Consider the following 15,399-nt stretch of genomic DNA (forward strand, 5'->3'; position numbering starts at 1 on the left):
CATGTCTCCCTGTCACGATTTTCTACAATTCTTCCACCAAGCTGGATATACTGTCCAAATCCTCTGCCGTTAATGATTGACTGCTAAAATCGCTCAGTGTCTTTTCTGCTTTTTGTTTACCGGCGCAGTGTTTCATAATGTCCAGCAAAAAGTGTTCGATCCTGTTGATAAGCTGGTCCATTGTGTTTCTATGGAAACGGGCCGGCGGATAGCTAAGATTGAAATGAAGCTTTTTGTCTGCTGCCATTGCACTTATCTCTATGATTTGCTCACGCTTCCATGTATGAGTGATATCCTTTCCGCTTCCAAGACTTGATGGGCGGAAGCTGCCCTGTCTTTCGATGTCGTTGAACTGGCCCAAATAGTTAAAGCTGATTTCAGGTGTTTTTGAAAACGCAATGCTTTTATTTTCAGGGTGTGTGAGGTATTTCAGCATACCGTAACCTATCCCTTTGTTTGGTATCCGGCCCAGTGTATCTTTAACGGTTTTTACTGCGGTTCCCAGCTCATCCCTTTGATTTTCAAAGCTTATGAGGGCCGGGTACATGGATGTAAACCAGCCGACCGTCCGGCTGATATCCAACTCCGGCATAATGTGCTCTCTTCCGTGTCCTTCCATAGCGATTCGGAGCTTGCTTCCTCCTGTCCATTCACAAATCGCCAACGATGCTGCGGTTAACAGAATATCTTGTGTATCTGTGCCATAGGCGTGATTGACGTTTTGCAGCAAAACGTCAGTGTCTGCTTCAGAGAGTGAAAAGCTTACCGAGTCCCTCTTGCTGCAGCCGGTGTTCTCATGAAACGGCATTTCATATGGCAGTTCCGCAGTTTGCTGTTCTTCTGCACTTCGCCAATACGCCTCTTCACGAATCAGCTTGCTGCTTTGGGCATATTCCTGAATCCGTCTGGCGTATTCCTGATAGGAATCAGTTTTAGGCGGAAGATCAATCGGCTGGCCTGAGGACGCTTGTTGGTACCCTGCTGACAAATCCTCCAGCAAAATCCGCCATGCCACACCGTCAACGACTAGATGATGGATCGCGAGGAACAAGTAATCTCCGGTCAGTGTTTTAAACCACGCGGCATGTAACAATGGCCCTTCCTGCAAATTGATGCTTTGCTGAAGATCTGCAACTTCTCGTTTGATTTGTGTTTCCCAATCGTTTTCAGATTGTGAAAGATCAGATATTTTTAACCTGTATAGCTGTGATTCATGAATGCCTTGGTTGATTTGAATCCATCGCCCGCCATCGTTACGATAAACCATCCGAAGCGCATCATGATGCTCCGCCAGCTTTTTTAAGGATGCTCTAAGAGCGTCTTCAGACAAACGGTCAGTATGGAAAAGCATGACAGACTGATTGAAATGGTGTCGTTCTTCTATGTCTTGTGAGAGAAACCATTTCTGAATAGGCGTCCATGGAACATCTCCCTGAACAGGTCCTTGTTCTATGACTCTCTCTGTTTTACGAATAAATGGTGATAAGTCTTTTATCTTTGGATGACGGAATAAATCACTTACCTGCAAGCTTAACCCGTGGCGCCCGAGACGTGCAGAAACTTGAAGCGCTTTGATGGAATCGCCGCCCAATTCAAAGAATGAATCCTCTATTCCGATCCTCTGGATGCCTAGAACCTCCTGCCAGATCAATGCCAGCTGCTCTTCAAGTTCGTTGCGTGGCGGGATGTATGTTTGTTTAGATGCGAAATCTGGTTCAGGCAGTGCTTTCCGGTTCAATTTGCCGTTCGATGTGAGCGGAAGATTCTCCATTTCAATGATATACGCCGGAATCATATAATTAGGCAGTGAACGGGCGAGAAGAGAACGCACTTGTTCAGCATTCGTGCCCGCTTTTACGCTGATATAGCCAAACAGCTCTTTGCTCCCTGACTGTCCTGTACGTGCCAACACCGCCGCTTCTTTGACTCCGTCTATGTGGCGAAGTGCTGATTCGATCTCACCCAGCTCTACCCGATAGCCTCTGACTTTTACTTGATCATCAATACGGCCAACGTACTCAATTGTGCCATCGGGAAGCCAGCGCGCCAGATCACCTGTGCGGTACAGTCGATCGCCGGGTACAAATGGGTTTTTGACAAATTTCTCTTTCGTTAAATCAGGACGGTGTAAATACCCTCTGGCAACGCCATCTCCGCCGACACAAAGTTCGCCAACAGCTCCGGCCGGCTGCAGCATTCCCCATTGATTGAAGATATATGCGGTGGAATTGCCAACCGGCCGCCCGATCGGAATGGAGAGTTCATATGTTTTTTGAATGTGGAAGCATGTCGAAAAAGTTGTATTTTCGGTTGGCCCATATCCGTTCCATATCGATACTTCCGGGCAGGCATTTCTGATTCGATTGACGTGGCTTGCCGACAAAGCTTCTCCGCCTATGATCAGATGGTTAAGCTGCGAAAATGTTGTCTCGAGTTGCTCTGTCAAATGATTGAATAGAGACGAGGTCAGCCACATCGTTGTGATTCCTTGATGTTCTATGTATCTCTTAAGCTGTTGGGAATCGAGAAAGGTTTGTTGATCGGACAGGTGCAAAGCGGCACCATTTAACAGCGGTCCAAAAAATTCAAATGATCCAACGTCAAAACCGATTGATGATGTCATCAGAAGGCGGTCAGCAGGTGTAAATGTAATATAATTGCTGTTTTTCACAAGACGAATGACACTTCGCTGCTCAATCATGACACCCTTTGGTTTACCGGTTGATCCAGAGGTATAAATGATATATGCAAGTGAATGGGGCCCTGCTGAAGATTCAACGTTCTTCGCCTCTCCTTGCTTTTGAATATCTTCGATTATGATTTGTTCACATTCAATGCCTAATAGCTGTTTTTCTGTTTTTTCAGATTGAAGGAGTAATGCTGCCCTGCTGTCAGACAGCATATAAGCTATCCGTTCAACAGGCAGATTAGAATCGATAGGCAGATAGGCTCCCCCGGCTTTCAGAATGCCCAGCATACCTGCTATGAGTTCTGGCGTTCGTCCTGCCAACAAGGCTACGACTCGATCGGGACCGACTCCCTTTCTCTGTAGAAGTGAAGCAATTTGATTTGCCCAGCTGTTCAGATCCGCGTAAGTTAACTCTTGTGTATCGCTGACAATTGCTATGGCATTAGGCGTTTGTTCCGCCTGCATTTCAAAGAGTCTGCTGATGGTTTCATTTCTTGGATAATCCATTTTTGTACGATTGAGTTCATGGATAAGGTAATGGGCCTCATCTTCATTCAGGATATTTATTGTTCCGAGAACGGCTTTGTTGTCCTGGATGATGGAGAGTAACATATTGATGAAGTATTGAAGCCACTTTTCTATCGTTTTTTTCTTATATAAGTCAGTACTAAACTCCATTTGGAACGTCAGCAAACCGTGGGGCTGTTCCTGAGCATATAGCGTTAAATCAAATTTGGACGTTTGATGCCCATTGTTTGCTGCAGGTTTGAGACACAGTTCATCCAGGTCCAACGATTCCTGATCCATGTTTTGAAGAACAAACATGACGTCAAAGAGCGGATTCCGGCTCATATCCCTTGTCAATTCAAGCTTATCGACAAGCTCTTCGAACGGATAATCCTGATGCTCGTAGGCTTCCAATGCTGTCTCGCGCACTTCCTGCAAATACTGTACAAACGGCTTCCCGCCCTCCGGGCGTGTCCGCAGCGCCAGCGTGTTCACAAACATGCCGAGTATCGGCTCGAGATCCTTGTGCGGCCGGCCGGCAATTGGCGAGCCGATGATGATATCTTCCTGTCCGCTTAAGCGTGACAATAACGCTGTGTAGGCCGCAAGGAGCACCATGTACAGTGTGCTTCCATTCTCCCGTGCCAGCTTGTGAAGCCCTGATGCCGCTTCTTGATCAAGCGTAAATGAGACCTTGTCACCCGCAAAGCTTCGCACCGGCGGGCGGGGTTGATCAGCCGGGAGATCCAGCACCGGCAGCTCGCCCTCGAGCTGCTTCAGCCAGTACGCCTCCTGCGTCTGGTACGCGTCTCCTGTTTTGAATCCTTCTTGCCATACGGCATAATCTTTATATTGAATATGAAGCGCCGGAAGGGTCCGGTTGTTGTACAGCTTTCCGAATTCCTGAATCAGAATGTTGACGGAAACACCGTCTGAAATGATGTGATGCATATCAACCAGCAACAGGTGCCGCTCATCTGATACCTTTACGATTTGGGCACGGAACAGAGGCGCTTGGCTGAGATCAAACGGCTTGATAAACGCGGCTGCGGCCCCCTGTTCGGTTTGGTCGCCTAGAACTGTCGTCTGTAATGTGAACGGCACCTCGTCATGGATGCGCTGCACCGGCTCGCCGCCTCCATCCTGTTCAAAGGAGGTCCGAAGCGACTCGTGGCGATTGATCAGCTCTTTGAAAGCCCTGTCCAGCCTTTCGGGATTGAGCTTTCCTTCCAGCTCCAATACCGCCGGCATATTGTAGCCTGTCCCTCCGTCCTCCAGCTGCTGAAGGACATAAATCCGTTTTTGGGCAGAGGAAACCGGATAGGTTTCACGCTGTTCCGTCGGTTTTATTGCTTCATATGGACTGTCCGTTCCTTCACGGATAACAGAAGCCAGTCCTTCTATCGTCGGATGGGCAAACACATCTTTCAGCGGCACCTGTACATCAAATTCTTTTGAGATTCGGGAGACAAGCGCCGTTGCTTTTAAGGAATGTCCTCCGCGGTCAAAGAAGTTGTCGTGAATCCCGACAGGGCCGTTTTTCAGGACGTCTTCCCACAGCTGGGCAAGCTTCATCTCGGTCACATTTCTTGGCGCTGTGTAGGTCTCTGCATCTGCCGCTCCGTTAGGAGCTGGCAGGGCGTTCCGGTCCAGCTTTCCGCTTGGCGTAACCGGCCACTGTTCCATCTCGATCATATGGGCTGGGATCATGTAGCCCGGCAGCCGTCTCTCAAGCTGCGCCCGCACTTCGTTTCTCGGGAGTCCTTCTATATAAGCGCATAATTCCGGCTCGCCGCTGTCTGTCCGTACGGTAACGGCCGCTTCCCTTATGCCTTCTATGCTTCTAAGCGCCGCTTCAATTTCTCCAGGCTCAACCCGGTAACCACGGATTTTCACCTGATCATCCGTGCGGCCGAGGAATTCCATATTCCCGTCAGGGAGCCAGCGGGCTATATCCCCTGTTTTGTACATGCGTTCCCCCGGGTAAAACGGGTCCTCAAGAAAACGCTCCTCCGTTAAGGCCGGCCGATTCAGATAGCCTCTGGCCACACCCGCTCCGGCAATGTACAGTTCGCCTGAGACCCCTAAGGGCTGTACGGCTAAATGGGGATCTAAAACATACAAACGCGCACCGGGTACAGGCTTCCCGATCGGAATCCTAAAGCGGTCCCTGTCCCGCTCTGGGTCCAACACGTAGAATGCCGCGTCAACCGTTGCTTCTGTCGGCCCATAGCCATGGATCAGCGATACCTCAGGCAATAAAGAAGCAAATCGCACTGCCACACGGGGTGCAAGCGGTTCACCTCCGGCAAATACACGCTTCAGGCTTGTCCCGTCACTTAGTGTTACGATTTCCGCTTGATCGAGAAAACTGTTCAGCATAGCCGGAATAAAATGAACCGTTGTCACCTTTTCCTGATGAATGGCTTTGACAATCAATGCCGGATCTTTCTCCCAGCCCGGAGGAAGCAGATAAGCCGAAGCACCGGAAAGCGACCACCAAAACAGCTGCCACACAGACGCATCAAAGGAAAAAGAGGTTTTCACCATGACAATGTCATCTTCCGAAAGCGGAAATTGGTGCTGCATGCCGGTCAGAAAGGAAACAGCCTGGCGGTGCTCGACGGCTACCCCTTTTGGCTGCCCGGTGGAGCCAGACGTATAGATGACATAGGCGAGAGAACCACTGTCAGCAGAAACAAATACATGGTTTTCTGCTTTTTCTCTCCCAAGAGATGTCAGGTCAACTTCAAGCGTCTCTCCGGAAAAGCTCGGTGCGGAGCATCCCGGCTGTGTCAGTAAGAGATCCGCCCCGCTGTCTTTCAGCATGTAGCTCAGCCGCTCTTCTGGATACTCAGGATCAAGCGGCAAATACGCCCCGCCAGCTTTTAATACAGCAAGTACAGCGATCAGCATGTCAGGTGACCGCTCAGACAGGACACCTACGATGCTTTCCTTTGAGACGCCGCGTGCCGCAAGGCGGGCAGCCAGCCGGCTGGCATACATGTCAAGCTCAGCGTACGTCAGCGAACCGCCTGAAAATCGGATGGCTGTCCGCTCCGGTGTGAAAGCCGCCTGTCGTTCAAACAGACCGTGCAAAGTTGGGGCTTCAGGCGAAACAGATACTGACCTGTTGTTTTGAGAAACGATTTTCCGTGTTTTGTTCTCATCAAGCAATGTCATCTTTGACACAGGAAGAGATGGATCAGAGATGACGTCAGAGACCATGTGCAGCAAATAATCTTTTATTTCGGACATCATGCTTGGTTGATAAGCGCTGGTCTGAAAATGAATCCGAACGGACAAGGTACGGCCTGGGATCACTTTGACACTGCAACTATAATTGGTCACCTCTTCCATCTCAAAATCTTTGACGGAGAAATCAAATGACCCCGCTTGATTCATCTCTTCGATCTCTTGCTGGGTAGGTGTATTTTCAAAGACGATAATATGATCGATCAATTCTTGCTTAAGAGCACTCTGCGCCTGAATATCATACAAGGGAAAGTAACTATAGGCTTCTGCCTCATTCATGTCCTTTTGCATTCTCCTGACTAGGTCAGAAAAAGACAGAGAATCACTTTGGGCTCGAATAGGAATGGTATTGATAAAAAGCCCGACCATGTTTTCCACATCTTTTAGCTCAGAAGGTCTGCCTGATATAACTGAACCGAACACAGCATCGCTGCTGCGATTGACCTTTTGAAGCATAATCCCCCATAAAGCTTGGAAAACAGTGTTTAGTGTCGCACCAGAAGCTGCTGCGATTTTCTGTAATTCGGCGGTTTCTTTTTCGGGAATGGTAAACGTGATTTGCTGTAGTGTCCCATTCGGAATTTGATCTGTTCTTTTCGGCAGGGGTGTAGATTTTTCGAAATGCTGAAGTCTCTTTTTCCAGTACTCAGCTGCTTCTTCACGATCTTGCTGCATCAGCCATTTAATATACGTCCCGTACGGCTGTACGGGAGGCAAATCAGGAAGCTGGCCTTTACCCAGCGCTTGATAAATGTGAAGAAAATCTTTAATGACAATGCCTAAACACCAGCCATCCATTAAAATATGATGGTGGCTCCAAATACAGACATAACGACCAGGCGCCCATTTTAAAATAGATATTCTCATTAGTACATCCGTTTGCAGATCGAATCCCCTGGATTTATCCTGCTCTTTGAATGCCTCTGTACAATGTTCTTTATCTTTTTCATTGAGATGAGAAATATCTTCAAAATGAACATGGCAAGGACGTTGCTTGAGCACGACCTGACGAGGCTTGGCAACATTTTTATAGATGAATGCTGTTCGAAAGATATCGTACCTGTCAAAAACAGCATCCATACTTTTCTGGAAACGCTCCAAGTTAAGCTGTCCATTGATCGTAAAAGAGGCCTGTTCAAAATAAGCTCTCGACTGTTCATCATACAATGAGTGAAAAAGCATCCCTTCCTGCATAAAAGACAAAGGGTATATATCCTGTATTTCGGGTTGCTGCGGCATCAGATGAATCTCCTCTCCCTATAGTTTGTTGACGGCTCCCATAATCTCGTTCAATTCATCAAGCGTTAAATCTTCATCAGTGAAATCCGATGCGCTCCATTCTCGGCTTTCTTTGCCCGTACAATGCTCAATGATGTTTTGCAGTGTCTGTTCAAAATGCCCGGCAAATGTTTGGATTGTATTTTCCTCAAATTGTAGCCTGTTATAGATGATGTGCAGGTTCAGGCATCCCGAAGAAATGGCACCGCTGATATCCAGTACATAAGGCCGCTCCCAGTTCGGGCTGATCTCATTTCCTGGCTTGATGTCAGACACTTCAAAGGCTTTTGACTGAATATCCTGATCAAATTGACCTAAATAATTAAAGCTGATTTCCGGGCTGTTTTTCTCAGAGTCCCATTTTTTGCTGATATATTTCAGCACACCGTAGCCCACACCTTTATGCGGTATACGATGCAGCATGTCTTTTGTCTGTTTAATGAGGTGGCCCAGCCGCTCATCGTTATTCTTATGTTCAGAATCGCTCATATCAAGCCACACAGGATAAATGGAGGTGAACCAGCCAACAGTTCTGCTAATATCAATGTCGTCAAGATAGGATTCTCTTCCGTGGCCCTCCATGCTGATTTTAAATTGGTTATTGCCCGTCCATTGCTGCAAAGCAAGTCCTAAAGCTGTCAGAAGGATATCATTCATCTCCGTGCTGTAAGCTTTATGCACAGCCGTTAACAGTAATTCTGTGTGATGGCGGGACAGCTCAAAATCAATCATTTCTGTATCTATGAATGTGTTAGGTGCTGCGTCATTGTCTTTTGGAACAGGCTGAATGTGACGGTTCTCGCACTCATCCCAATACACTGCTTCGCGCTGCACTTGCCGGCTTTTTGAGTAGTCAGCTATTTTTTGTGAATACGTTAAATATGAGTCTGTTTTTTGCGGCAGTTTAATAGATTCTCCTGAGACTGCCTGTTTGTAAGCTGTTGAAAAATCCTCAAACAAAATGCGCCAAGAAACCGCATCAACGACTAAGTGATGAATCGTCAGAAACAAATGGTCACCATTCTCGGTTCTGAACAATCCAGCGTGAAGCAAGGGTCCGGTTTCCAAACGCATATGCTCCTGCATTTGGCTGGCTGCTTTCTTAATCCTGCTATGTGCGTCTGTTGCGTTATCCTTTACATCAAACAGTTCAAAAGCATATAGCTCCTCATCTGGCAGATCTATGCCTCTGTTTAGCTGAACCGGACTGCCATTTTCATACCGGCATATGATTCTCAGTGCGTCATGATGGGTTACCAGGCTTTTTAGCACCTTTTTGAGCGCAATCTCGTCAAATCGTTCAGACCGGTAGAGCATAACGGACTGGTTAAAATGATGGCTTTCCAGAGATTGCGAGAAAAACCATTGCTGGATAGGTGTCCAAGTGATCTCACCTTCGACCGGACCTTGGTCAATGACGCGTACGGCTTTTTGGACACGAGCGGACAGTTCACCAAGAGTCTGATGTTCAAACATCTCACGTACTGTCGTTTCATATCCGCGCTGCTTCAGTCTGGCACAAACCTGCAGCGCTTTAATAGAATCTCCGCCCAGTTCAAAGAAATTGGCGTTTACGCCCAGCTCATCTACATCAAGAAGCTCCTCCCAAATTTCAGCCATCACCTTTTCAATCTCATCTCTTGGGCTGATATCATCAGCAGTATAAGTGTGTTTTTCAGGTTCCGGGAGAGCTTTCTGATCAAGCTTGCCATTAGCAGTTAGCGGGATGCTGTCAATCTGTATCAAGCGGGCGGGCAGCATAAAGTCAGGCAGCATGGTTTTTAGAGAAGTCCGGATGTCTGATATATTCGCAATTTGTTGATCTTTTATCACCATGTAAGCATATATAGCTGTTTGCCCTTGCTCGTCTGCTCTGGTAACGACAGCCGCCTCTTTAATCATTGGAAGCTGGAGAAGAGCCGCTTGGATTTCACCCAACTCGATGCGATGTCCTCTGACTTTAACCTGATCATCAATGCGTCCTAAGTATTCCAGCTCGCCATTTGACAGGCGTTTAGCAAGATCTCCCGTGCGATATAATCTGTCCCCCGGAAAGTATGGATTGGGTACAAAACGGTCAGCGGTCAACTCATCTCTGTTTAGATATCCCCGTGCCACACCTTCACCGCCTATATACAGCTCCCCTGGAACTCCGATAGGCAGCAGATTCATATGAGCGTCCATCACATAAGCCTGCAGAGTTGAAAGAGGCCGGCCGATATTGCTTTTATTTTTTGCAATATCTGCTGCGGACAATTTTTTGAACGTTACATGTACCGTCGTTTCTGTAATACCGTACATATTGATGAGATCGGTATGAGGATATTTTTCATTCCAGCTTTGAAGCATGCCTGGCTGTAAAGCTTCACCGCCAAAAATGACGTAGCGGATGGTTAATCGGTCCGGATGGTTTTGATCTTCATGCATCAGGCCGTAAAAAGCTGTTGGGGTCTGATTGAGTACAGTGACGCGTTCTTTTTTTAACAATAATCGAAATGCCTGGGGATCACGGGCTGTTTCCTTAGAGACCACGACTAGTGTGCTTCCGTTCAATAACGCACCAAACATTTCCCATACAGAGAAATCAAAACAATATGAATGAGAGAACGTCCAGATGTCTTCATGGCCAAATTCAAAAGGTTGGTTTTGATGCTTTAAGAGACTGATCACATTGCGGTGCTCGACAATGACGCCCTTTGGCTGGCCAGTCGTTCCGGATGTGTATATCACGTATGCAGGCTGATCCGTTAATATTTGAATGTTTAAATCAGCCGGAATTGAGTCGTTTTCGCCTTCATCGATATACAAAATATGTCCGTTGTAGCCTGCGGGCTTGTTTTGACTGCGCTCTGTCAGCAATATCTCTGTCCCGCTATCATTGAGCATAAAGCTAATACGTTCCTGAGGATATTCAGGATCAATCGGCAAGTAGGCCCCTCCAGCTTTTAAAATCGATAAAACACCAATGACCATATCAGATGACCGATCGAGCATCAGACCGACGATATCCCCAGCGCTGACTCCTCGTTTGATCAGCAGAGCAGCTGTCCGCTCGGCTTTTTCATTCAGCTCTCGATAGGTAAGCTGAGAGTCACCGCACACCACTGCGAGATGCTCCGGATGTTCAGCGGCTTTTTTTTCAAATAAGCTTACAATGTTTTCATTTCTTGGATAAGCTGCATACTGTCCCATTTTTTCAAGGAGCAAGTCACGCTCTTCAGAAGGAAGCAATTGCATATCCGAAATCCTCATCTCGGTATCCGCCGTTACACTTTTTATCAGCTCAATAAAATAGGATGCCCACCGTGCAATGGTTTCTTCTTCAAAAAGAGCAGTGCTGTATTCAAAACGGCAGCGGATTCCGCCAGAATGCTCCTCAGCGTGCAAGGTCAAATCAAATTTAGATATATCGTGTTTAGGAGTGACAGACGAAATCGATAGACCCGGCACTTCGAACTGAAAATCATCACTGCTTTGAAGCACGAGCATCGCATCAAACAGCGGGTTGCGATTAACTTCTCTATGTGTATCGAGCTTATCTGCCAGCTTCTCAAAAGGATAATCCTGATGCTCATAAGCTGTCAGAGCCAGGTGGCGAATGTCCTGCAAATACGAGCTGAACGTTTTGCGGCCCTCGGGCTGGCAGCGAATTGCTAGTGTATTGACGAACATCCCGATGACGCGCTCCAGATCGGCGTGCGGTCTTCCGGAAGCAGGTGAGCCGACAACAATATCCTCTTGTCTGCTTAGCTTAGATAACAAAATAGAATAGGAAGCCAGAAGAATCATATACAATGTTGTTCCCGTTTCTGCCATTACACGGTGCAGCTCATCAGCCGTGTCTTTATCAATGTTGACTTCGATTGTTCCGCCGCTGAAATCGGGGAGACGCGGTCTTGTTTGATCAAGCGGTAAATCTAATACAGGAAGTCTCCCCCCTAGCTGATTGAGCCAATAGGCCTCCTGTTTTTTGTGTAATTCTTCAGGATACTTCTCTTGTTGCCAAACAGCAAAATCTTTATATTGCAGGCTTAATGCTGGAAGCTCTTTTCCGCAATATAAGTCAGTAAATTCTTGGACTAAAGTGCTCATCGAGACACCGTCAGCGATAATATGATGCATATCAAGCAGCAAAAATCCGCGGTTATTGCCCATCGAAACGAGACATGCTCTAAAAAGCGGGCCGGACGATAAATCAAACGGTTTGATAAAGGACTCAATTGCAGACTCAAGCATTTGGTCTGATTCCATTTCAAGCTCTTTCAGATCAAAGTCCATCTCAGGATAAATGAGCTGTACGGCCTCTCCTCCATCAATCACAAAAACAGTCCGCAATGCTTCATGCCGAATCACAAGTTCTGTGAGAACGCTTCTCATCCGCTGACGATCGAGGTATCCGCTTAATTCAAGTACAGCGGGCATGTTATAGCCTGTGCTGTCATCTGCCAGCTGATGAAGAGCATATAATCGTTTTTGTGCGAAAGACAGCGGATAGACATCTCTTTGATCCGCAGGTTCAATCTGTGTAAAAGCATGTTCTTTTAAGCTCATCAATTTGACAGCCATGCTTTCAATTGTCGGATTTGAAAAAACCTCACTGATCGGCAGCTCAATATTAAGCTTTTTATGTATTCTTGATACAAGTAAGGTCGCTTTTAAGGACTGTCCGCCTAACTGAAAGAAATCATCACGAATGCCGATTGGCTGTTTATTCAGCACATCTTCCCAAATACGTGCGAGATCAGCTTCGATTAAGGTTCGGGGCGCCATATATGTGAGGCTCGTATTTGTTTCAGGTTCAGGAAGTGCTGAGCGGTCAAGCTTTCCGCTGGATGTTAATGGCATTCGGCTGATGTTGATCATACTTGCTGGAATCATATAGGACGGCAATGTCCCAACAAGATGCCGATACAAATCTGGGAGACTGTTTCCCTTTTCCGGAACGATATAAGCAACAAGCTCTTTTTCCCCAGCAGAAACATCACGGGCCAGTACGGCTGCTTCCTTTACACCTGGTATCTGTCGAAGAACCGTTTCAACCTCTCCCAGTTCAATGCGGTAACCCCTAATTTTCACTTGATCATCAAAACGTCCAATATATTCAATCGTTCCATCCGGTAAAAAACGGCCTGCATCACCTGTTCGGTATACGCGCTCCCCTTCAAGGAATGGATGATCGTAGAATACTTTCTCTGTCAGCTCCGCCTGTTTGTAGTATCCTCTCGCAAGGCCCGCGCCGGAAATACACAGTTCGCCCGCCGCGCCGATCGGCTGTATCTGATTTCCGTACAAAACAAATACCTTCGTGTTTGCTATCGGGTGTCCGATCGTGATCCTCTCTTTTTCGTTCAGTTGACGCAATATTGTTGTTGCCACACTATTTTCGGTCGGACCGTATTCATTTGCCAATTCTGCAGAAGGACAAATCTTTTCGCTCATCTTAACCAGGTCAGGTGTGACCGCTTCACCAGCAAATGTCACAATACGAAGACTTTTTGCATCCTCAGCAGTCATTACTTCCAATAACACCCGGTACAGAGAAGGAACAATGATCATGTGATTGACCTTATAACGGGCTATTTTTCGCTTAAGGGCTAGCACATCCTTCGCTTCGTCATCCGTTGTCAGCAATACGCAAGCACCGGATAAAAGCGGGGTAAATAAGCTCGTTACACAGCCGTCAAACACGTATGAAAACAAATGGAGGGATATATCCTGTTCGGTCATGCCATACTCTTCCCGTCTCCATTGCAATGTATTGGCAATGCCTTGATGTTCAACAAGAACACCTTTAGGCCGCCCTGTCGTTCCCGACGTATAAATTAAGTAGGCAAGATCACCAGGCGGCACATCTGGAGCTGCTGATTGAAGGCTTTCTGTTCGTTCTATCGATATCATGTTTCCTTCATAGTGCGGCGGGATAAATGTCATAAGGTCTTCTTCTATCAGCATTTGAGCCGCTTGACTGTCCTTCAGCAAGAAAGAAAGACGTTCTGTCGGAACATTTGGATCAAGCGGCATATAAGCGCCCCCCGCTTTCCAAATCCCTAGTAAAGCTGCTGGCATTTCCATTGACCGCCTCATCATCACAGCGACGATATCTCCAGATCCAACCCCTTTTTCTATGAGAGCATGCGCAATCTGATTGGCCCTTCCGTTTAATTGACGATAGGTCCAGCATTCGTCTCCCATTTTCAATGCAGCAGCTTCGGGTGTTTTGTAAGCTTGTTCCTCGAACAATTGGGATATCGTTTTGTTCACATAAGGACGCTCTGTTTCATTAAACAATTGGATAACCTGTTGTTCCTCCGGCGGCACGATATTGATGTCACTGACGGCAACATCGGGATGTGTCACAATGCATTCAAGCGCTTGCTTTAGATGGCCTTGTATCCGCAGCATCTCCTCACGTTCATAAACGGCTGCGTTGTAGCTGAATTTGATATAAAATGATTCTCCCGGAACGATCACGATATTAAAGTCGTAATTGGTTTGCTCCGACATTGAAATGTCACCCAGCTTCAGCGCATTTTCCTCATTCTCGCTCTCGATGCGTAATGCCTGATCAAGCTGTACAGGATAATTTTCAAAAACAAAAATATGATCGATCAAACCTTGCTTCAATGGACTATGGTTTTGAATGTCATAAAGCGGATAATACCCGTGCTGTTCAGATGATAAAAAATCCTCCTGCACAGATTTGGCCAGCGAAGAAAACGTCATGCCCTCAGCAGATCGAATTCGCACTGGGACCGTATTAATAAACAAGCCGACCATTGATTCAATCCCGTCAATCGCTGACGGACGTCCAGAAATAACGGAGCCAAAAACGACATCATCAGCGGCATTATATCGATGGAGAAGCATGCCCCAAATACTCATAAACAACGTGTTTAGTGTGACTCCCCATTTTTGGGCGGCCGCAGTCAGTTTCTCAACCATTTCCGGCGCTAAAGAAAATCGGACCTGAGCGGCTTCGTAATCCCTGTCCGCTGGGCGGCTCTTTATCCGGGGAATAGAAGCAGTATTCCCGTACTCCTTCAAATATCCGCTCCAATAAGCAGCAGTCTCTTCTTGATCTTGTTCTCCGAGCCATTCAATATAACGGCTGTACGGCACCGTCCTGCCAAGTTGTACAGGTGAGTTATTTTTGAGTGAATCATACATGATGAAAAACTCTTTCAGAATAATGCCGAGACACCAGCCATCCATAATGATATGGTGATGTGTCCAGACACATGTATATTGGCTGTCGCCTCTATCAAAAAGGGCAAGGCGCATTAATGGATCTTTTTGCAAATCAAATCCTTTTTCCCGATCCTTGGTCATAAAAGCATCAATCAGCGTCTGCTGGTCTTGATCAGCCAGGCGAGAAATATCTTCTCTATATACTGTCAATTCACGGTTTGACAAGACTACCTGCTGCGGCCCTGTAAGATCTGGTACTTCTTTAATGAAAATTGTTCTGAAAATATCATACCTTGAGACAAGAAGGTTTAAGCTCTTTTGAAACGAGTCGATGCATAGATTGCCTGTGATCGTAAACGAGGTCTGTTCGACATAGGCTTTTGAGCTGAAATCCATCAGTGAATGAAACAGCATTCCTTCTTGCATGTGCGATAACGGATAAATATCTTGAATTTGCGCCGATTGTGCCATCAATTCCACAC

Annotated in this window: 2 protein-coding genes; both read right to left on the minus strand. The window is 46.7% G+C overall.

All coding sequences use genetic code 11. The features are described from left to right. Positions 1-22 precede the first annotated feature (22 nt). Positions 23-7,690: a non-ribosomal peptide synthetase gene (locus tag MY9_RS10060; protein WP_014664164.1), complete on the minus strand. Its 7,668-nt coding sequence runs from the start codon at positions 7,688-7,690 to the stop codon at positions 23-25. Between the two features lie 18 nt (positions 7,691-7,708). Continuing rightward, complete coding sequence (locus tag MY9_RS10065; protein ID WP_014664165.1) at positions 7,709-15,388, minus strand: non-ribosomal peptide synthetase; 7,680 nt, start codon at positions 15,386-15,388, stop codon at positions 7,709-7,711. Between the last annotated feature and the right edge of the window lie 11 nt (positions 15,389-15,399).

It is taken from the genome of Bacillus sp. JS, assembly GCF_000259365.1.
Taxonomy (GTDB): Bacteria; Bacillota; Bacilli; order Bacillales; family Bacillaceae; genus Bacillus; species Bacillus stercoris.

Excerpts from the sequence above, each read along its gene's own strand:
- MY9_RS10060 (WP_014664164.1), bottom strand. The coding sequence starts at position 7,690 with ATGCCGCAGCAACCCGAAATACAGGATATATACCCTTTGTCTTTTATG.
- MY9_RS10065 (WP_014664165.1), bottom strand. The coding sequence starts at position 15,388 with ATGGCACAATCGGCGCAAATTCAAGATATTTATCCGTTATCGCACATG.